Origin of the sequence: Kitasatospora sp. NBC_01300 (assembly GCF_041435235.1) — a bacterium.
Classification (GTDB): domain Bacteria; phylum Actinomycetota; class Actinomycetes; order Streptomycetales; family Streptomycetaceae; genus Kitasatospora.
Genome location: NZ_CP108408.1, coordinates 36,140 through 54,843, shown reverse-complemented (window position 1 = coordinate 54,843; position 18,704 = coordinate 36,140). Strand labels below are relative to the sequence as shown.

Annotated in this window: 18 protein-coding genes; 8 read left to right on the top strand and 10 right to left on the bottom strand. The window is 73.5% G+C overall.

The features are described from left to right. The first annotated feature begins 148 nt into the window (after positions 1-148). Together OG556_RS00250 and OG556_RS00245 are read left to right on the top strand one after the other, a co-directional pair. A complete protein-coding gene (locus tag OG556_RS00250) occupies positions 149-973 on the top strand; it encodes a hypothetical protein (protein WP_371515226.1) in 825 nt (274 codons plus the stop codon). 23 nt (positions 974-996) lie between these two features. Beyond that, complete coding sequence (locus OG556_RS00245) at positions 997-1,518, top strand: peptidylprolyl isomerase (RefSeq protein ID WP_371515225.1); 522 nt, start codon at positions 997-999, stop codon at positions 1,516-1,518. A 50-nt stretch (positions 1,519-1,568) separates the two neighbouring features. Here OG556_RS00245 and OG556_RS00240 read toward each other — a convergent pair whose 3' ends face one another. The 5 genes from OG556_RS00240 to OG556_RS00220 all read right to left on the bottom strand — a co-directional run bounded on the left by OG556_RS00240 (position 1,569) and on the right by OG556_RS00220 (position 6,306). Further along, entirely contained in the window at positions 1,569-2,177 is a 609-nt protein-coding gene (locus OG556_RS00240) for a response regulator (RefSeq protein ID WP_371515224.1), read from the bottom strand. Beyond that, positions 2,174-3,397: a sensor histidine kinase gene (locus tag OG556_RS00235; RefSeq protein WP_371515223.1), complete on the bottom strand. Its 1,224-nt coding sequence runs from the start codon at positions 3,395-3,397 to the stop codon at positions 2,174-2,176. The genes OG556_RS00240 and OG556_RS00235 overlap by 4 nt, the downstream gene beginning before the upstream one ends. A gap of 11 nt (positions 3,398-3,408) precedes the next feature. Then, a complete protein-coding gene (locus OG556_RS00230) occupies positions 3,409-3,831 on the bottom strand; it encodes a hypothetical protein (RefSeq protein ID WP_371515222.1) in 423 nt (140 codons plus the stop codon). A 183-nt stretch (positions 3,832-4,014) separates the two neighbouring features. Next, positions 4,015-5,115 carry an RICIN domain-containing protein gene (locus OG556_RS00225; protein ID WP_371515221.1) on the bottom strand — a complete coding sequence of 367 codons (1,101 nt, stop codon included), beginning with the start codon at positions 5,113-5,115 and terminating at the stop codon, positions 4,015-4,017. Between the two features lie 75 nt (positions 5,116-5,190). Continuing rightward, positions 5,191-6,306: an alpha/beta hydrolase gene (locus tag OG556_RS00220; protein ID WP_371515220.1), complete on the bottom strand. Its 1,116-nt coding sequence runs from the start codon at positions 6,304-6,306 to the stop codon at positions 5,191-5,193. 307 nt (positions 6,307-6,613) lie between these two features. Here OG556_RS00220 and OG556_RS00215 point away from each other — a divergent pair, with 307 nt between their 5' ends. Next, the gene (locus OG556_RS00215) at positions 6,614-7,708 is read left to right on the top strand and encodes a LuxR C-terminal-related transcriptional regulator (RefSeq protein ID WP_371515219.1); all 1,095 of its coding nucleotides are present in this window, start codon (positions 6,614-6,616) and stop codon (positions 7,706-7,708) included. Between the two features lie 51 nt (positions 7,709-7,759). Here OG556_RS00215 and OG556_RS00210 read toward each other — a convergent pair whose 3' ends face one another. Continuing rightward, a complete protein-coding gene (locus OG556_RS00210) occupies positions 7,760-10,507 on the bottom strand; it encodes a M4 family metallopeptidase (RefSeq protein ID WP_371515218.1) in 2,748 nt (915 codons plus the stop codon). Between the two features lie 285 nt (positions 10,508-10,792). Here OG556_RS00210 and OG556_RS00205 point away from each other — a divergent pair, with 285 nt between their 5' ends. Next, a complete protein-coding gene (locus tag OG556_RS00205; protein ID WP_371515217.1) occupies positions 10,793-11,446 on the top strand; it encodes a class I SAM-dependent methyltransferase in 654 nt (217 codons plus the stop codon). Here OG556_RS00205 and OG556_RS00200 read toward each other — a convergent pair. The 4 genes from OG556_RS00200 to tgmA all read right to left on the bottom strand — a co-directional run bounded on the left by OG556_RS00200 (position 11,425) and on the right by tgmA (position 15,525). Then, positions 11,425-12,876, bottom strand: a complete 1,452-nt coding sequence (locus tag OG556_RS00200; RefSeq protein ID WP_371515216.1) for a helix-turn-helix domain-containing protein — start codon at positions 12,874-12,876, stop codon at positions 11,425-11,427. The genes OG556_RS00205 and OG556_RS00200 overlap by 22 nt on opposite strands. Positions 12,877-13,160: 284 nt before the next feature. Further along, positions 13,161-14,303, bottom strand: a complete 1,143-nt coding sequence (gene tgmC / locus OG556_RS00195) for an ATP-grasp peptide maturase system methyltransferase (RefSeq protein ID WP_371515215.1) — start codon at positions 14,301-14,303, stop codon at positions 13,161-13,163. Continuing rightward, positions 14,300-15,265, bottom strand: coding sequence for an ATP-grasp ribosomal peptide maturase (gene tgmB, locus OG556_RS00190; protein WP_371515214.1), 966 nt, complete (start codon positions 15,263-15,265; stop codon positions 14,300-14,302). The genes tgmC and tgmB overlap by 4 nt, the downstream gene beginning before the upstream one ends. Next, on the bottom strand, positions 15,265-15,525 hold the full coding sequence (gene tgmA, locus OG556_RS00185; RefSeq protein ID WP_371515213.1) for a putative ATP-grasp-modified RiPP: 261 nt from the start codon (positions 15,523-15,525) through the stop codon (positions 15,265-15,267). Before tgmA ends, tgmB begins: the two co-directional genes overlap by 1 nt. 278 nt (positions 15,526-15,803) lie before the next feature. Between tgmA and OG556_RS00180 the strand changes: the two genes are divergently transcribed. From OG556_RS00180 to OG556_RS00165, 4 genes are all read left to right on the top strand, one after another. Continuing rightward, positions 15,804-16,637 (top strand): Scr1 family TA system antitoxin-like transcriptional regulator, encoded by an 834-nt coding sequence (locus tag OG556_RS00180; RefSeq protein WP_371515212.1) that lies wholly within the window; start codon positions 15,804-15,806, stop codon positions 16,635-16,637. After that, positions 16,630-16,830 carry a DUF397 domain-containing protein gene (locus OG556_RS00175; protein WP_371515211.1) on the top strand — a complete coding sequence of 67 codons (201 nt, stop codon included), beginning with the start codon at positions 16,630-16,632 and terminating at the stop codon, positions 16,828-16,830. Before OG556_RS00180 ends, OG556_RS00175 begins: the two co-directional genes overlap by 8 nt. Positions 16,831-17,112: 282 nt before the next feature. Then, entirely contained in the window at positions 17,113-18,111 is a 999-nt protein-coding gene (locus tag OG556_RS00170) for an NAD(P)H-dependent glycerol-3-phosphate dehydrogenase (RefSeq protein WP_371515210.1), read from the top strand. Between the two features lie 127 nt (positions 18,112-18,238). After that, positions 18,239-18,700, top strand: coding sequence for an SRPBCC family protein (locus OG556_RS00165; protein WP_371515209.1), 462 nt, complete (start codon positions 18,239-18,241; stop codon positions 18,698-18,700). Positions 18,701-18,704 lie beyond the last annotated feature (4 nt).

Sequence of the window (18,704 nt, the reverse complement as noted above, 5' to 3'; positions counted from 1 at the left end):
CCGCAGGGAAGTTGGCGCCACGCGGGCTCCGCCCGACCCGCGCCCCGTCCCACCCCCCGTCCCACCCCCCTGACCTGCGCCCCAGTGCGGCCGAGTACCCGCCGTGTGCCAGGATGCCGACACCGATCCCCTCGACCGGAGACCTTTCTTGACGATTCGCCGCACCACCGCCCTGGCCGCCGCCGCGACCGTGCTCTCCCTCACCGCGCTGACGGGCTGCAACGACGACGCCGCCCCCTCGGCGGCCCAGGCCCCTGCGGCCCCGCAGGCCACCACCCCGGCCGCGACGCCGACGACCCCCGACGCGGCCCCGACGTCCGCCCCGGCCTCGGCATCGGCCCCGGCGTCCGCACCCACGTCGGCCCCGGCCGAGGCGCCCGCCGGCGGGGTGATCGACCCCGAGCAGGCCCTCGCCCAGGCCGCCCGCACGCCCTACGCGGCCACCCAGGACTTCCGCACCGAAGGCGGCCCGCTGGTCGCGACCACCACCGGCCGGGTCAACCTCAACGGCAAGGTGCGCACCGGCCGCCTCACCGAGTCCCTGGGCACCGGCGGCGGTTCGGCGGGCGACCCGGTCGTCGTCACCGAGGACGCGGCGTACATCAAGTCCGGCAGCGGCTGGCGCAAGTCCCCCCTCGCCAACCGGATAGCCGACTACCACGGCTACGCGAAGGCCCTGCTGGCGCTCGGCCCCGCCGCCCGCAAGGGCATGGAGGAGCAGAACGGCGCGCCCGCCTTCCACCTCTCCGGCACGCTCGGCGTGGAGCAGCTGCGCGCCGTGGACGCCGAGCGCTACCTCAACCTGAAGCGCATGGGCGTGGGCGTGGCGTCCTTCCAGCTCGACCAGTGGATCGACGCCCAGGGCCGTACCGTGCGCTTCGACCAGCACGTCGACATCAGGGGCACCGCGACGCGCACCTACGGCACCTTCCGCGACTTCGGCCCCGTCGAGCCGGTCCCCGCCCCCAACTGACCACCCGAGCAAAGGATTCCGCCATGGCCAAGGGCCTGTTCGCGACCCTGCACACCACCCTGGGCCCGATCCGGCTGGAGCTGTTCCAGTTCCACGCGCCGAAGACGGTCCGCAACTTCGTCGAACTCGCCGAGGGCGCCCGGGAGTACACCGACCCGCGCACCGGCGAGCCGGGCAGCGGCCCGTACTACGACGGCACGCTCTTCCACCGCGTGGTGGCCGGCTTCATGGTCCAGGGCGGCGACCCGACCGGCACCGGCACCGGCGGTCCGGGCTACGCCTTCGCCGACGAGTTCCACCCCGAACTGCACTTCACCAGGCCCTACCTGCTCGCCATGGCCAATTCCGGCCCGGGGACCAACGGCTCGCAGTTCTTCATCACCGTCGGCACGCCCGCCCACCTGAACCGCCGGCACACCATCTTCGGCCAGGTCGCCGACGCCGACTCCCGGGCCGTCGTCGACGCCCTCGCGGCCGTCCCCACGGACGGCGAACGCCCCGTGGAGGACGTCGTGATCACCGAGGTCACCGTCGAGCGGCTCTGACGCCCGCCTCCCGGTATCCCGGGAAGCCCTGCGCCCGTCGTGCGGCGGTGTCACAGCCAGCCGCGGTCGTCGGCGGTGCGCAGGGCCTCGGTGCGGTTGCGGCTGGAGGTCTTGGCGATGGCGGAGGAGAAGTAGTTGCGCACCGTGCCCTCCGAGAGGTAGAGCTTGCCGGCGATCTCGGCGACGCCGGCCCCGGAGCGGGAGGCGTTCAGCACGTCGCGTTCCCGGGCGGTGAGCGGGGAGGCGCCGGCCGCGAGGGTGGCCGCGGCCAGTTCCGGGTCCACCACGCGTTCGCCCGCCGCGACCCGGCGGATGGCGTCGGCGAGCACTTCGGCCGGGGCGTCCTTGACGACGAAGCCGACCGCGCCCGCCTCCATCGCCCGGCGCAGGTAGCCGGCGCGTCCGAAGGTGGTGAGGATGACGACCCGGCAGTCGGGCACCTGCTGGGCGAGGACGGCGGCGGCGGCCAGGCCGTCGAGTCCGGGCATCTCGATGTCCAGGAGGGCCACGTGGGGCCGGTGTTCGCGGGCCGCGTCGACGACCTGGTCGCCGCGTCCGACGGCGGCGACCACCTCGAAGTCGTCCTCCAGGTCGAGCAGGGCGCACAGCGCGGTGCGGACCAGTTCCTGGTCCTCGGCGAGCAGCAGGCGGATCGTCATGTCGTCCCTTTCCGGGCGGGGGCGCGCCCGTGGCGGGCGCCCGGCGGGACGGTGACCAGCAGCCGCCAGCCGCGCGGGCTCAGCGGGCCGGCTTCGACGGTACCGCCGGCCGCCGCGACCCGTTCCCGCAGTCCCCTCAGGCCCTTTCCGACCCCGTTGCCCTCGCCGGTCCCGCCGACCCCGCCGGTCCCACCGGTTCTGCCGTCCGCGCCCGTCCCGTCGTCGCGGATCTCCACGGAGGAGCCGGTGACGGTGACGGTGCAGCGGTCGGCCCGGGCGTGCCGGACCACGTTGGTCAGGCCCTCGCGCACCACCCAGCCGAACAGTTCCCCGTCCTGCGTGGCGACGGGGTCGGTGGACGTCGGCAGGTCGGCGACCACCCCGGCGGCGCGCAGCAGTTCGCGTCCGCGCGCGAGTTCGCCGGCCAGCGTGACGTCGCGGTAGCCGGTGACCGCGGCCCGGACGTCGGCCAGCGCCTGCCGGGACAGCGACTCCACCGCGGCCATCTCCGCCAGCGACTGGTCGAGGTCCTTGGCGGCGAGGCGCTGGGCCAGGCGGGACTTGACGGTGATCGCGGTGAGCGAGTGCCCGAGCAGGTCGTGCAGGTCGCGTGCGATCCGGTTGCGTTCGGCCTCCGAGGCCAGCCGTGCCACCTCGGCCCGGGCGGCCACCAGGGCCTGGTTGGTGGTGGCGATCTCCGCGAACGCCCCCGTGGTGAGCACGGTGAACAGCAGTGCCAGCGCCTGGAAGGCGCCGGGCCCGGCGTGCCAGGCGGGCACCGCCCACGGCACCAGCAGCGCGGCCAGGGTGGCGGTGACGGTCACCAGGGTGGCGTGGCGGCGCCGCAGCACGGCGACGAAGGAGACGACGACGGTGGCGAGGTAGAACGCGTTCTCGTGCGCGAACGGCAGCGCGGCCAGGAACAGCGCGCTCATCACCGCCAGCAGCAGGAGCACCTGCCGCCGCCGGCCGTGGATCATCGCGGTGGCGGTGAGGACGAAGCAGAGGCAGAACGCGCCGACGACCGCGTACCCGGCGACCAGGGCCGCCCCGGACACGTTGCCGCCCACGGCGACGGCGGTCAGGCACGGGTAGACCAGCATCCCGGCGCCCAGCATGGTCCGCCGCCAGCCCTGCACCCACCGCTGCGGGGCGCGCTCCCCTGTGGCGCGCTCCGCGGCGGCGGGCCCGGGGAGGGCCGCCTGCGTGTCCTCGTCCACCCTCGCCTGCCTCACGTCGCGTCGGATCGCGCGAACAGGGTACGCAGGTGGCGTCCGTTGATCACGGCGGCCACCCCCGCCAGCACCAGCCCGCACAGGGCCTGCTCGGCCTTCATCCAGAACGGGAAGGTCCCCGGCACGCAGATGATCACGACGATCGCGGCGATCATGACGGCCGAGATGATCCGCAGCCGCCGGTAGGCCGCGTGCGAGCCGCGGGCGGCCCGGGTGGTGAACAGGTACGTGACCACGGCGCTGGCCACGACGAGGGCGCCGCGGATCCACACGGCCGGGTTCACCAGGTCGGGGTGGTCGCGCAGGGCGTAGGCGGCCGCCAGGGTGACGACGCTCAGGCCCAGGTAGGCGGACACCAGTCGCCTGATGGTGCGGAAGGCCCGAACGGTGTCGGGGTGGTTCACATCGGTGGAGGTCATGCCCCCATGCTGTCCGCGCCGCGCCCCCGCCCGGCAGTGTGCTGCCACACCGGCCGGCCGTGACAATTGTCAGCAGGTCAGGGCGGGGAAAGGCACGTCAGGGCGGGGAAGGGCCCCGGGGGAAAGCGGGGCCGCCGCCCGGCGGGGCCGGGCGGCGGCTGGCTGTCGGTCGTGCGGTGGGGCTCAGGTGCAGCTGGTGAAGGTGGGGCTGGTGTTGGCGATGTAGAGGGTGGCGCCGCCGCTGGGGTCGGAGGTGAGCGGGATGGTGATGGTGTCCTCGGCGGTCCACGGGAAGCCGCGGGCGTCGAACGTCCAGTTGCCGGTGACCTTGCGGGCGAGCTCGGCCAGCGTCACCCAGCCGTACTGCTGGGGCGGGACGTTGACGGTGACGCTGTTGTTGACGGTGGTCGAGCCCTGCCAGATGTTGCTGTAGTTGACGCTGGTGGTGACCGCCGCCTTGAAGACCTCCCCGGCCGTGCCGCCGATCTCCGACCCGATCTGGCCGCCGATGGTGCTGGACCAGCCGCTCATCGTGGTGACCGCGAAGTTCTGCTGGGCGGCGCTGCTGGTGTTGTTGAACCAGATCGAGGAGACGCAGATCTTGGGCAGCGGCGCCGCGGGGGCCTCGCTCTTGACGGCCCAGGAGCAGGAGGAGACGTCCTTCTGGCACTGCTTGGCGGCGTGGTCGATGGCCAGGCTGCGGGCGGCCTGCGGGAAGCCGGTGGACCACTGTTGGTTGGCGGTGCCGTTGCAGGTGTACTGGTCGGTCCAGGCGTCGTCGTACTGGGCGCCGAGCAGCAGGTCCAGGCAGGTGTTGTCGCCCAGGTGGCGGATCATGAACGCGTCGGCGGCCCCGGCGACCGGCTGCAGGAACCACCGCTGGCTGGCCTGCCCGGCGCAGGTCTGCTGGCGCAGGGCCGGAGTGAAGAAGGCCAGGTCGATGCACTTGCCGGTGTCGTTGTTGACGATGGTGAAGGAGAAGTCGGAGGGGTCGACGCTCAGCCGCCAGGACTGGTGGTAGCCGGGCGCCGAGTTGGTGACGATGTAGGCGCCGTCGCCCATGGTGCCGTTCTGGACGTCGAGTTGGCGCCCGTTGCTGAGGGACTTGATGGTCAGGCACTGCTGCGGGGAGGCGCAGGCGGCGGCCGGCGCCGTGGCGGCGTGGGCCCGAGAGGTCGCGAACGGGGCGGCGGTGAAGCCCAGGGCGGCGCAACAGGCCACCAGGACGGCCGCGATCAGGCGCAGCCAGGGAGCCGGTCGGCTCGGGGTCGTGGCGGAGAGCACGGGGTCGGGTCCTTTCGTCGGGAACGGGGAGAGGGAGAGGGGAGAGGAGTCGGAAAGAAGGGGAGGGCGGGCCGGTCAGGCGGCGGCGAAGGCCGCTTCCAGGCGCGGGACGTAGTCCACGAGGTCCTGCGCCCAGCAGCCCGCGCTGTGGCCGCCGTTGCAGGCGGTGCCCCAGCCGGCGCCGTTGCCGTAGTCGACGTAGTGGTAGCGGTAACCGAGGGCGTCCAGGCGGTCCTTGAGGCGCTTGGCTGTGCCCTCGGCCCAGAACTCCATGTCGGAGGCGCTGCCGTTGCCGTTGCCGGTGTAGACCGCGATGCCGGTGTCGGCGAGCGCGCCCGCCCGGGAGACCGGGTCCGCGGCGTTCCAGCGCCAGTCGGCGTTGAACACCGGGTACGGCGAGCCGAAGATCGCGTCGCTGGAGACGGTGGGGCCGAAGTCGAGGCCGCAGGGCTTGCCGTCGCTGGGCCCGCACAGCACGGTGCCGACGTTGGTCAGGGTGGCGACCACGGCGCCGCGGATGATCATCTCGTTCACGGAGAGGTCGTTCGCGCCGGACATGGTGAGGACCTGGCCGAACAGCTGGGGCCGGTCCTGCGCGTAGTGCAGCGCGCCGAAGCCGCCCATCGACAGGCCGCCGACGGCCCGGCTCCTGCGGCCCGTCAGGGTGCGCAGGTTGGCGTCGATGAACGGGACGACCTGGTCGAGGTGGAAGGTCTCCCAGTTCTGCGCCCCGGCGGCGGTGTTCTGGTCGAGCCAGTCGGTGTACCAGCCGCGCAGGCCGCCGTCCGGGATGACGGTGATCATCGACTGCGCGGCGGTGAGGGCGGGGTAGGCCAGGGCCGGGTCGCTCGGGTTGTCCGAGGCGCCGTGCAGGAAGTACAGGACCGGGTAGCGCTTGGCCGGGCTGGCCGCGTAGTCGGCGGGCAGCAGGATCCGGATGGTGTGCTCCCCGGCGACCTGGGGTGTGGTGACGGTGAGCACGAAGTTGGTGGCGCTGCCGGTGGCGGCGCCGACCTGGGTGAGCCCGAAGCCGTCCTTCATCGGCGGCGGGGCGGGGGCCTCGGCGTGCGCGGCGGGCACGCCCAGCAGCAGGAGGCAGGCGGTCAGGGCGGCGACGGCCGTCCTGGCGTGCCGGAGCCGGGCGCGCAGGGGCCGCGCGGGCGGGCGCCGGGCGGGCTGGGCTGGTGTCAAGGGTCGTCCTTGGCCGTGAGGGTGCAGCGGGTCCCGGGGGGAACCGCTGGAGCTGTCTGAGCACCGACAACTCTTGCGAGATCACCGCGCGGTCCGCCAGAGCGACCTGCGGCGCACCTGGGCCACTGGCGCATGTGCGCCACCGGCGTGGGTAGCCTCCGACGGCCCGTCCGGGCGACACCGGCACACGACAAGCCGACAAACCGACGAGCGGACGGGTCGACACAACGGCACAACGGCACAGCGACACAACGGCACAGCGCCGAGCTGACACACCGATACGCCGACACACCGATACACCGACACGATGACGGGGGACGTCGTGCACGACGTGCTGGATCCAGACTCCGAACGCGGCCGGATCTACCGCTGCCTGGTCGGCCGTCCGCAGGCGCGGGCGGCGGAGCTGGCGGCCGGGGTCGGCCTCGGCGAGGGCGCCGTCCTGGCCGTGCTCAGGGAACTCGCCGACGAGGGAGTCGTCGTGGCCTGCAACGGCGAGGGCCCGCGCGGCGACGGCCACCGCGATGACGGCCGCCGCGGCGATGGCCGCCGCGGCGATGGCCGCCGCGGCGATGGCCCGCGCGACGACCGTCACCGCGACGACGGCCACCGCGACCGCGCCTGGGAGGCGCTGCCGCCCGGCCGGGTGGTCGAGGCGGTGCTGCAGAGCGACGCCGTCCGGCAGGCCGCGGCGCGCCGGGCCGGGGCGGAACTGGAACGCCTCTACCGCTTCGCCCGGCGCGACGCCGGCACCTACGGCGCCCTGGAGGTGGTCGAGGACGCCGCCCAGGTACTGGCGGCCAGCCGGCGCCTCCAGCTCGCCGCCCGCCACCAGGTGCGGGTCATCGACGTGCCGCCCTACTCCGGCAGTTCGGCCTACTACCTCGACCAGGAGGTGCTGCAGCGCCAGCGGATGGCCGCCGGGGTCGTCTACCGCTCGATCTACCACGGCTGCGCCTTCGACGACCCGGTCGCGGGCCCCAACATGGCGCGCATGGTGGAGGCGGGGGAGCAGGCCCGCACGCTGGACGAGCCGCCGCTCAAGCTGGCCCTGGGCGACGACGACCTGGCGATCGTCACGCTGGCGGCCGACGGGCGCCCGGGCGTCGTCTCGCTGCTGATCCGGCCCTCGGGCCTGTTGCGGGCGCTGGCCGCGGTGTTCGAGACGCTCTGGCGGCTGGCCGTCCCGGCGTCGGTGTCCGCCGTCGACCTGCAGATCGGTGAGCGGGACCGCCGCATCCTGACCCTGATGGCCAGTGGTGCCACGGACGACGCCATCGCCCGGCGGCTGGGGCTGGGGCGGCGCACGGTGGTGCGCCGGGTCTCGGCGCTGCTGGCCCAGCTGGGGGCCACCACGCGTTTCCAGGCGGGCGTGCAGGCGGCCCGGCGCGGATGGCTGTGAGCCGTCCGCGCCGGGCCGGACCCCTGGGGGGCGGGGGTCAGGGAGAGGTGGTCAGCAGGTGCCCGCCGCGCGGTCGCGCACGACCAGGTCGGTGCGGCCGGGGGTGGAGTCCAGCCAGACCACCCGGGTGCCCTGGTCGGCGGCGGGCTGGTCCTGGCCGCCCCGGTCGCAGGAGAGGCGCTGCGGGGTGCCGCCGCCGACCGGGAGCTGCCAGAGCTTGGGCAGTGCGGCGTTGGTCCAGCCGCCGGCGGGCTTGGTGCTCTCGACCTTGTAGGTGAGGGCCTGGTCGGAGGCGGTGAGGCTGCCGCCGCGCGTCGGGGCGTTCGGCGAGTCGGCGGCCAGCACCTCGGTCACGCCGGAGCCGTCCAGGGCGCCGGAGCGGACGGAGGCGCGGGCGTTCGCGCCGGCGGGGGTGTCCAGCCACAGCAGCCGTCCGCCGGCGAGCCGGGCGGAGGAGGCGCTGGTCGCGGCGGCGCCGGGGGCGGCGTGCGCGGTGTACTGGGCGGTGACCTTGCCGGCGGCGATCGAGTAGACGGTCGGCGCGGTGACGTACTGCTGTCCGTCCTGCCAGGACTCGGTCCAGGCGAGGTAGCCGTCCTTGAGGGTGAGGTCGTCCGGGTGGTGCCCGTCGGCCAGCGGCAGTTCGACCGCGGGGGCGCCGTCGTGGGACAGCCGGATGCTGGTGCGGTGGGTGGTGAAGTCGTTCACGGTGAAGGCGATGTCGCCGCCGGAGACCTGGGGGCTGCCGGGCTCCGTCCCGTCGGCGAGGAACAGGCTGCGGACCGGGCCGGCGCCGGACAGCGGTGCGGCCAGCAGTTCGCGGCTGTGGTTCTGGGCGGTGGTGCCGATGGCCTTCCACACGGCGGTGGTGCCGTCGGTGGCGGGCCAGCTGTGGTAGCGGCCGTCGTCGGGGCTGAGCCGGACGGGGGCGCCGCGTCCGGTGGTGGAGCCGGTGTACAGCGCGGTGGTGTCGGAGCGGGTGCCGCCCGTGCCCTTGACCGGGTCGGGGGCGGGGGCCATCGCCACCCAGTGCCCGCCGCCGGCGGCCGGGGGCGCCATCGAGTAGGAGAGGTTGCGGGCCAGCGTGCGGCTGTCCATGCCGATCCGGCTCTCCCAGCCGGGCTTGATCCCGTGCGCGTCGAACGCGGCTGCCACGGTGCGCAGTTGGGCGTGGCTGAGGCCGAGGTCGCGGCCGGCGGCCAGGGTCGCGTTGCGCCCGGCCACGAAGTCGTCGAGCGGGGTGAGGTAGGCGGTGAGCGCCCGGTAGACCACCCGGTCGGCGGTGAGCGGGTCGAGGGTGCGCCGGATGTCCCACAGGGCGCCGCTGAAGATGGTGGCGTTGAGGTGCTGTCCGCCGTTGTCGACCGTGCCGCCGAGGTAGTCGTTCACGGTGGTGCGGTGGTCGTCCATCCGGCGGTCCGCGCAGGCCTGCGGGGTGCCGGTGCGGCACTTGCTCTCGCCGAGCAGCGCGGCCGCCGGGTCGTCCATGGACATGCCGCGGGCGGTGACCTCGATGGCGTTGCCGAAGTAGTCGGCGAGCCCCTCGTTCATCGCGCCGGCCTGGCCCATGCCGGCCAGGTCGGCGGTGTTCGATATGACGCCGTGGGTCATCTCGTGCCCGGCGATGTCGAGGGCGGCGGAGAACGGGTAGTAGTCGGGGCCCCCGCTGCCGTAGACCATCTTCTTCCCGTCCCAGTACGCGTTGGCGTAGGGGGCGCCGTCCTGGGTGACGTTGACGACGGAGGTGATCGCGCCGCCCTTGCCGTCCAGGCCGTTGCGGCCGAACCGGTCGTGGTAGAAGTCGTACACGATACCGGCGTTGACGCTGGCGTCGGTGGCGCCGCTGGTGCCGGCGGAGGCCGGGAAGTCCGGGCCGGGGGAGTGGGCCGGGGGGAGGTCGGCGGGGATGCCGCCGCCGAAGTCCATCTCGTCCCGGCCGCCGGCGTCGTAGGTGGTGATGGCGGCGGGCCGGGTGAGGTCGGTGAGCTGGTAACTGCCGTCCGGCAGGCGGGCGATGTTCACCTTGGTGGAGTTGCCGCGGGCGTCCGGCGCGGTCCCGGTGGCGGGTTCGAGGCCGGCCGCGGCGCTCCCGGCGGGCGGCGCCGCCGCCGGGAGCGGGGCGCGGGTGTCGTAGGCGAGGGCGACCACGCCGACGGTGGCGTCCACGAAGACCTCGCGGGCCGCGGGCGCCCCGGTCGCCGGGTCGGCGGCGTGCACGGTGAAGCGCTGGGCGAGCCGGCCGGCGCCGTCCGGCAGGACGACCAGGCCGTGGTCCTCGGCGGTGGCCGCGGCCCGGGCCTTCGGGTCCTGGACGGAGCCGAGCGCCAGGTCGCGCAGGGCGGCGGCCGGGACGGTGGCGGTGGTCGGCACGGTCAGGCCGGTGAAGTACTTGCCGCCGACCGACTCGACGCGCTGCCCGGCGCCCTCGCCCGTCAGGTGCACCAGGTACTGCGCGCCGAACACGGGCACGCCGTCGTGGCGCTGCTCGAACCTGACGGTGCGCCGGCCGTCGGGGGTGCTCTCGGAGCCGACCTCGGCCAGCTCGCTCGGGTCGACGTGGTAGCGGTCGCCGTGGGCCGCGAGGTGGGCGCGGGCGGCGTCGGCGGGGCTGCCGACGGCCGGCTCGGCCAGGCCGGTGACCAGCTGCGGGGCGGCGGTGTCCTGACCGGCCACCAGGGAGGGCACCGGGTCGGGGGCGGCCGCGGGCCCGGCCAGGGCGGGCGGCGCGGCCAGGGCCAGCGCCACCACGGCGGTGGCGCTGATGCCGAGTGCTGTGGACGTGCGGGAACGACGGGGCACGGAGGTCCTCTCGCAGGGCCGGACGGTGGTCGCGGCGGGCCGGCCGCGCCGGACCACCGCGACGATCACGATAAGTCATCCAACGTCATATGTCGATAGACTTTCTATGTGTCCGGGGAGGGCCGGAACCCGACCCCGCGACCGACCCCGCGACCGGCCTCGCAACCGGCCTCGCGACCGACCTCGCGACAGGCCCCGCGAGCGGCCCGGAAACCCCCAACCCGCCCCGCCCGGCGAGCGATTCGTTCAAGACGCCACCACACCCCCCGGCCGACACTGACCCCCATGACCGATCGCGCCTTCACCCCCGCCGCCGGCCGCCTCGGCCCCGTACGCTTCTACGACCCCATCGTCTCCCTCACCCGCGAACGCCTGTGGCGCAGCCTGCTCGCCATGCACGTGGCCCCCCGCCCCGACGACGTGATCCTCGACGTCGGCTGCGGCACCGGCTCCCTGGCCGTCCTCCTCGGCCGCGTCGAACCCCGCGCCCGCGTCATCGGCGTCGACCCCGACCCCACCACCCTCGAAGTGGCCCGCCGCAAGGCCGCCGCCGCCGGCGTGACCCCCGAATGGCACCTCGGCATGGGCGACGCCGTCGCCGACCTCGTGGGCGCCGAAACAGCCGACACCGTCGTCTCCAGCCTCGTCCTCCACCAGTGCCCCATCCCCATGAAAGAGGCCGTCCTCGCCTCCATGCACGCGGCGCTGCGCCCCGGCGGCAAGCTCGTCATCGCCGACTTCGGGCGCCAGCGCACGGCCGCCATGCGCCTGGCGTTCCGCATCGTGCAACTGGCGGACGGCAAGGAGGACACCCAGCCCAACGCCGACGGCATCCTGCCCCGGCTGATCAGCGAGGCCGGCTTCCACGGCGTGCGCGAGACCGAGACCGTCGCCACGCTCACCGGCTCGCTGTCGTTCTACGTCGCCCGCCGCGCGTAGGCCGCGCCCGCGTCGCCCGCCGGGTCCTGGCTGCCCGCCGGGTCCTGTCCGTCAATCGCGCTGTCCGCCAGGCCGCCCGCCCGGCCCGAGGCGCGCAGCACCGGGAGCACCGCCGACGGCGTCAGCCCCGTCATCTCCCGCATCTGGCGGCTGAAGTGCGCCTGGTCCGCGAAGCCGCCCGCCAGCGCCGCCTCGGCGAGCGTGCGCCCCTCGCCCAGCGCGTCGGCGGCGCGGGCCAGCCGCCGCCAGATCCGCCAGCGCGCCAGCGGCACCCCCAACTGCCGCCGCGCCAGCGCCCGCAGGCGCTGCGGCGACAGCCCCACCCGCGCCGCCAGCCCCGGCAGCGCGACCCGGTGGTCCGTCAGCGCCTCCATCGCCGCCCACAGCCGCACGTCCACCTCGGCCGACGGCAGCACCCCGGACGGACGCAGGTCCTCCTCCGCCAGGCCCCGCCACTGGGGTGCGACGGTGACACCGTCACCGCACCCCGCCCGCAGCCGGTCCGCGAACGCGCAGTGCGGATCGACGAAGAACGCCGACACCTCCCGCACCGGCGCCATCCGGTGCCACACCATCGGCGCCACCACCACCGCCGCGCCCCGGTGCCGGACCCCGTCCCCGTCCACGATCGTCACCTCGCCGCCCGCCGACGCGACGGCAACCTGGAACGCGGCGTGCCGATGTGACGTACTGTCCGCCAGCGGCCCCCGGTACAGCGCGTACCCCGCTCCCACGACGAAGCGCCGCCCGATCCCCTCCCACTGCCCCATCCGCCCGATGCTGCCAGAGCACCGCACCCACCACCCCGGATTCCGGCCACCCCCAGGAACCGCCGGACCCGCGTACCGCCGCAGGCCCACATCGCGGGCCTTCCACGCCAGGAACGCCGAGAACCGGACCGTGCCCGCCAGCCCGGCCAGGGCGAGCGCGATCCACAGCGGGATCCCGAGCAGGCTCGGCCGGCTCGTGATCATCCGCTCGCCGGCGAGCCACACCCTGGTCTCGTGGCCGTCCGGATACAGCTTCCCGGTGGGCCGCTCCTCGCTGAACTCCCGGTCGCCGGCGCTCCAGTGGTACGTGCAGCCGTAGACGTCGTGGCCCTGGTTCTGGTCGTCCAGCTCCCGGCCCGTCGTCCGGCAGCCCGTCACGGTGGCCGTGACGTGGGGCGGTTCGTGCAGCCTGGTCCGGACGGCGTAGGCGGCCTGCGCCGCCGCGAACACCGTGCCCAGGGCGAGCACCAGCAGTAGTACCAGCGCCACGCAGGAGACGACGTAGTCGGTGGTGGAGACCCGACGCAGCAGCGGCAGCGAGGCACCGACGGCCGCCACCAGCGCGACCCCGCACACCACCAGCCACCACCGCCGATCGCCCGGCAGGTCCTGCGACCCCGCCCACACCACCGGCCCGGCCGCACCCCCCAGCACCGCCACCCCCGCCACCACACCCACCGCACACCGCCGGTGCAGCGCCCCCCACTCCACAGCAGCCCCGCGCCCCACCCCGCCCCCTCTCCCCGCCGCCCGCCCGACCCCGCCACCCCCGAGGACGCCCCCACCCGACGCCACGGTTTCGGCCCGCGCCCGGTCCACCCCTTGTCAGCCGAGCGGCACGCGGGCGGCGGCGTCGACGATGGGCCGTTCCTCTCGCAGGACGGGAGGATTCCGTGACGGATCGATCATGGAACGACACGGCTCGGCGCAGGGCTGAGCCAGGCTCATACGGGCAGATCCCATCCGGGCCCGTCCTCGGTGCCGAGCCAGACCCGCTGTCCGGCCGCCGACACGGTGATCCCGAAGCGATCCTGGTGCGGCTCACCGGCCGCCTGCCAGGTCTCAACCGCTTGCTCGACCCGGTCCCACAGGGCGACGGGCCCGCGCTGAGTCACGGCCCACCCGTCGGTGGGGTCGGGCGCCGTCCGGGCCTGCGATCCGGTGGCCAGGTCCCAGAGGATCTGTTGAGCCCCCACACCCATGCGGATTGCCCCGGGTGCGGCAAGCTGGGCTACCCAAGCGCCCGTCCAACTGTCCAGCGTCGCCGGGTCGATGCGGGTCGGACGCTCCTTGCCGGGCAGGAGGTCCAGCGTCGGGCGGGGCGGTCGGTCGTGCGGGCGGGCGATCATGAAACCGGTCTGGCCGGTCAGGAACCGGCCGGTGGCCTCGCCGGGTCCGGTCACGTCGAGCAGCACGAGGGCGTTCGCGTAGCTCCACCCGGAGAGGGTGACCAGGATTCGGCCGCCGGGCTTGACCTGGTGGAGCCAGGCGAGGGGGATGTACCGGACGGAACAGGTGGCGATGATCCGGTCGTACTGCCCGCCGTCCGGGTCGCCGCGCAGCCCGTCACCGATGATCAACCGGGGGGAGAACCCCGCAGTCCTGATCGCCGCCGCCGCTGCCGCGCCGACTGCGGGGTCGTACTCGATGCTGGTGAGGTCGGCGTCCCCGAGGCGGTGCGCGCCGAGGGCGGTCGAGTACCCGGTGCCCGTACCGATCTCCAGTACCCGGTGCCCGGCCTCGGCGCCCAACTGCTGCCACATGCGCAGTACGACGGACGGGAGGGTGGACGACGATGACGGGATACCTGGCACGGTCCCCCCAGCGGTGTCCTCGGGCCCGATGCGGCCGTCGAGTTGGGTCACCAGCGTCTGGTCGTCGTAGATCCCCACCAGCCACCCGGGATCGCCCTGACGGACGGGTCGGTAGAGAGTCGGAACGCTGCCGGCGACCGGAGCGAAGTAGGTTCCGACGAAGAGCTCTCGCGGAACGGCCCTCACCGCGCTGTCCCACTCGCGTTCGGTCAGCGTGCCGTCCTCGGTGAGCCTGTCGGCCAGAGCGGTGCGGAGTTCAGCCGGTGTGCTCATGCGTCACGGCCTTTCTGTAGCTGGTTGGCGAGGGCGTGGGCAATCGCCTCGGTGGTCTCGGCCGGTTGCCATGCCCACTGGCCGTTCGGGTTGCATTCGAGGAAGTACCAGTCGCCCGAGGCGGTCACGGCGAAGTCGAACGCGCCGTAGACCAGACGAAGTTCTCCGAGGTAGGCGGCGACCGAACGTGCGACCGGCTCGGGTACGTCGATCGGAGTGCACGTCATCCGGTCCTGGCGGCGCCGCCAGTCGAGGTCGGGGCTGTCGATCCGGACGCCGAACAGGCGGTTGCCGACGGCCGTCACCCTTGCGTCGAACAGCTTCGGCACCTTCGCCTGGAAGAGGTGCGGGCAGGCGGACACGGCGTCGGTGATGTCGGCCGGATCGACCTCGCGCACCCACACGGCGTGAGGCCGCCCGCCGACCGAGTAGGGGATGTTCCACAACGGCTTGTACACCGCCCCGGCGGCCTGGGCCGCCACGAACTCCCGCGCCTCGTCCGCGCTGTTCGTGATCACCGTGTCGGGGACCGGGAACCCGCAGCGCTGCGCGGCCGCCAGTTGTGCCGGCTTGTGCTCGGCCGCACGGTTGGCCCAGGGATGGTTCACGTAGTGCGCGGCGGGGAGCGAGGCGAGGATGCCGCCCGCACCCCACAGGGATTGCGCGGCGGCGAACCGGCGGTCCTGGCCGTCCAGTTCGGAGGGCCCCTCGTAGGGTGAGGCCCGGCGCACCCAGACGGACCGGACATCGGAGAGGTCGAGCTCCCGGCTGGCGGTGCGCAGGGTGCCCCGCTGCCGGCCCGTGCGGTACGTGGCGATCAGCGAGGCACCCGTGTGCAGGTCGGTGCCGGGATCGAGCCGGACCACCGGAACCCGGCGCTCGGCGAGCACCCGCAGTACCGCATCCGCGGTCACGTCAAGGGGATTGGTCAGCACCAGCACCGACCCGCTTCGGTCGTTCATCAGCCGTTGCTCTGGTCCTGGTCGTAGGACTCGGTGCTGTCGGCGTCGGTCGGCCCGCCCGGGTTTCCGTCGGGCGTGGTCGTGGTGGGCGTCAGGCCGCTCGTGCTGGTGCCGTGCCCGCCCAACTCGACCGTGCGTCCGTGCTCGTCCACGATCACCGCAACCTGCGTCTCGGGGTCGATGACGGGCGTGGACTGCGGGACCGGGACGGTAGCCGTGAACGGCCCCATCCGGGTGGTACCCCACGGTGCGGTTGTCATCTGTGCTGCGCCTCCATTTCGTGGTGGTGCCGACAGGATCAACAACTCGGCCGGTTGGCCGAGTTGTTGATCCCCCTCGGTCGGAGCGGACCTCAAGTCCGCAACCGGTTCGCCGACCTGCGGGCGGCATCGCGGCCTCGGGGACACGGGGTTGCGTTTGCGCGCCACGACGGCGACTCCGTTCCGTAGTCCGACGACTACTGGGGACGTCAACTGTCCTCTAGGCTGCGGAGCTGTTCAACTTGTCCCACGGTGTCAGATTGGTAGGACGAACAGCCTTGAACAAGCGGGAACTTGGCCCTCCGACATCCCCAGCCGCCGAGTTCGGCGTACTGCTCCGCACGTCGCGCGAGCAGCGAGGATGGACCCAGGAACACCTTGCCGAGCTGATCGGCTGTACGTCGTCGTACATCTCCGCGCTCGAGCACGGCCGAAGGAAACCAAGTCAACAGATCTCAACGGCACTTGATCGAGTGTTCGAGTCTGGAGAGCGGTTCCTCAGGGAGTGGAGTACGTCCGGTCGACGGGTCTTGTTCGAAGGCTTCGACGAGTACCTGCGCAACGAAGCGAAGGCCATCGCCCTGAGGCTGTTCGAGATCAACCTGGTTCCGAGTTTGCTCCAAACGCCCGAGTACAGCCGAGTTTTCCAGGAGGCGGCTGTCCTGCGGGGGATCGCAACTCAGCAGCAGGCCGACGAGCGAATCGAGAAGGTGCTGCTCCGACAGCAGGCCCTCGCCCGAGATCCGGCGCCGCACGTCCAGGTGGTGATGGACGAGGGGGCGCTACGGCGGCCGATCGGTGGTCGGGACGTCATGGTGGCGCAACTCAGGTACCTGGAAGCACTCGCCGCACGTCCCCGATTCCTGGTGCAGGTGTGCCCTACCGCAGCAGGCGAGAACCGCCCGTTCGGGCATCCCATTACGTTGCTGACCATGCCGAACAGGGCCATCGTGGGGTACGGCGAGACGCAGCGGCGCGGCTATCTCGAACGCGATCCGGAGACGTTGGCCGAGTGGGTCAGTGAGTACGATCATCTCCAAGCCGAGGCGCTGCGCCGGGCAGCGAGCGTCGAGTTCATTCGAAACGTGCGGAAAGGCTTTGAGCATGGATGATCGCAATGCCACCTGGCACAGGAGCTCCTACAGCACCCAGGGAGGGAACTGCGTCGAGGTCGGTGCGAACGTCGTCCACACTGTCCCGGTCCGCGACTCCAAGGATCCCCACGGTCCCGCGCTGGTCTTCTCGGCCGACGCCTGGTCGAGCTTCGTCGTCGCCGTCCGCTCCGGAGAGTTCGGCGACGTCTGACATACGGGTGCCGCACTGAGGCCCCGCCACCCTGGAAACCGCTGGGAAACCTGTCTCGCTCATGACCCGCACGCCCAGAACCGAACGGTAGGCGGGCGGCATCGCCACACCCGAGGCCGCCCCCCACCCGACGCCACGGTTTCGGCCCGCGCCCGCATGCTGCCCACTCTGGGCGGGCGCCGCGCCGTCGCGCTCACCCTGTGCCGCCGCTGACCGGCGTCTCCGCCCCCAAGGCGCCAGTAGGCTGCCCCTCAGCTCCCCACCAGCACGCGGAGGTAGAGGATGACCCGGGTCGCCGTACTGTCGGCAGGATCGTGGGGGACCGCCTTCGCGCTGGTTCTCGCCGACGCCGGATGCGACGTCGTCCTGCACGCGCGCCGCCCCGAGGTCGCCGACGGCATCAACACCCGGGGAGTCAACCCCGGCTACCTGCCCGGCGTCACGCTGCCCGGCACGGTGAAGGCCACCACCGGAGCCGACATCGCCCTGGCCGGAGCCGACGTCGCCGTCCTGTCCATCCCCTCCCAGACCCTGCGGGCCAACCTGGCCGCGTGGGCGCCCCTGATCGAGCCGGACACCCTGGTCGTCAGCCTCATGAAGGGCATCGAGCTCGGTACCGGCCGGCGCATGAGCGAGGTCATCGCCCAGGGCGCCGCTCTCGACCCCGCCCGCGTCGCCGTCCTGTCCGGCCCGAACCTGGCCCGCGAGATCGCCGCCCGCCAGCCCGCCGCCAGCGTCATCGCCTGCACCGACCACGACGCGGCCCGCCGACTCCAAGGGGCCTTCCGCACGCCGTACTTCCGCCCCTACACCCACACCGACGTCATCGGCTGCGAACTCGGCGGCGCGGTCAAGAACGTCATCGCGCTGGCCGTCGGCCTGGCCGCAGGACTCGGCCTCGGCGACAACGCCAAGGCCACCCTCCTGACCCGCGGACTCGCCGAAACCGCCCGCCTGGGAACGGCGCTCGGCGCCGACCCCGCGACCTTCGCCGGCTTGGCCGGCCTCGGCGACCTCACCGCGACCTGCCTCTCCCCGCTCTCCCGCAACCGCACCTTCGGCGAACACCTCGCCCGCGGCCTGACCATCGACCAGGCCGCCACCGCCACCGGCCAGACCGCCGAAGGAGCCAAGTCCGCCTACGCGGTCCTCGACCTCGCCCGACGGCACCAGGTCGAGATGCCCATCACCGCACTCGTCGTCGCCCTCCTCGACGGCACCGTCACCACCGACCGCGCCGTCGACCTGCTCATGGCCCGCACGCCCAGAGCCGAACGGTAGGCGGGCGGCATTCTCGCACCCGAGGACGCCCCCGCCCGATGTCACGGTTTCGGGCGGCGCCCGGTCCTCATCGGTGAACAGGGCGCGGTCGACACCCGCGCCCCCCGCTGCAGGAGAGGGCCGAGCCATGGAAACCGTGACCGTGCGACGGGTCATCGCGGCGCCGATCGCCGAGGTGTTCGACTGGTGCGCCACGAGCACCAACTACACCCGCTCCCCGTTCGTGCTCAGGGCGCGCCTGGCCCGGCCCGGCGAGGGCGCGCCCTACGGGGTGGGCGCGGTGCGGCTGCACACCTGGCTGATCGGCTGGTTCAACGAGCGGATCACCGCCTACAACGCCCCGCACGGCTTCGACTACACCGTCGACCGCAGCTTCCCGCCGGCCCGGCACGAGTTCGGCCGGATGACCTTCGAGGAGGTCCCCGAGGGCACCCTGGTCGTCTGGACGACCGGCTTCGCGCTCCCCGTCCCCCTCGTCGGCGCGGCCTTCGCCCGCCGGGTCGGCAAGCCCCTCATCGCCCACGTCTTCGGCGCCATCCTGGCCGCCGCCGCCACCGACCTCGAAGCCGCCCCGAAGAAGCGCCCCTGACACC

Bases quoted from the DNA above. Each gene is read 5' to 3' on its own strand.
- OG556_RS00165 (WP_371515209.1), top strand. From the start codon at position 18,239: ATGGAAACCGTGACCGTGCGACGGGTCATCGCGGCGCCGATCGCCGAG.
- OG556_RS00230 (WP_371515222.1), bottom strand. From the start codon at position 3,831: ATGACCTCCACCGATGTGAACCACCCCGACACCGTTCGGGCCTTCCGC.
- OG556_RS00240 (WP_371515224.1), bottom strand. From the start codon at position 2,177: ATGACGATCCGCCTGCTGCTCGCCGAGGACCAGGAACTGGTCCGCACC.
- OG556_RS00245 (WP_371515225.1), top strand. From the start codon at position 997: ATGGCCAAGGGCCTGTTCGCGACCCTGCACACCACCCTGGGCCCGATC.
- tgmC (WP_371515215.1), bottom strand. From the start codon at position 14,303: ATGAGCACACCGGCTGAACTCCGCACCGCTCTGGCCGACAGGCTCACC.
- tgmA (WP_371515213.1), bottom strand. From the start codon at position 15,525: ATGACAACCGCACCGTGGGGTACCACCCGGATGGGGCCGTTCACGGCT.
- OG556_RS00170 (WP_371515210.1), top strand. From the start codon at position 17,113: ATGACCCGGGTCGCCGTACTGTCGGCAGGATCGTGGGGGACCGCCTTC.
- OG556_RS00205 (WP_371515217.1), top strand. From the start codon at position 10,793: ATGACCGATCGCGCCTTCACCCCCGCCGCCGGCCGCCTCGGCCCCGTA.
- OG556_RS00215 (WP_371515219.1), top strand. From the start codon at position 6,614: ATGACGGGGGACGTCGTGCACGACGTGCTGGATCCAGACTCCGAACGC.
- OG556_RS00175 (WP_371515211.1), top strand. From the start codon at position 16,630: ATGGATGATCGCAATGCCACCTGGCACAGGAGCTCCTACAGCACCCAG.
- tgmB (WP_371515214.1), bottom strand. From the start codon at position 15,265: ATGAACGACCGAAGCGGGTCGGTGCTGGTGCTGACCAATCCCCTTGAC.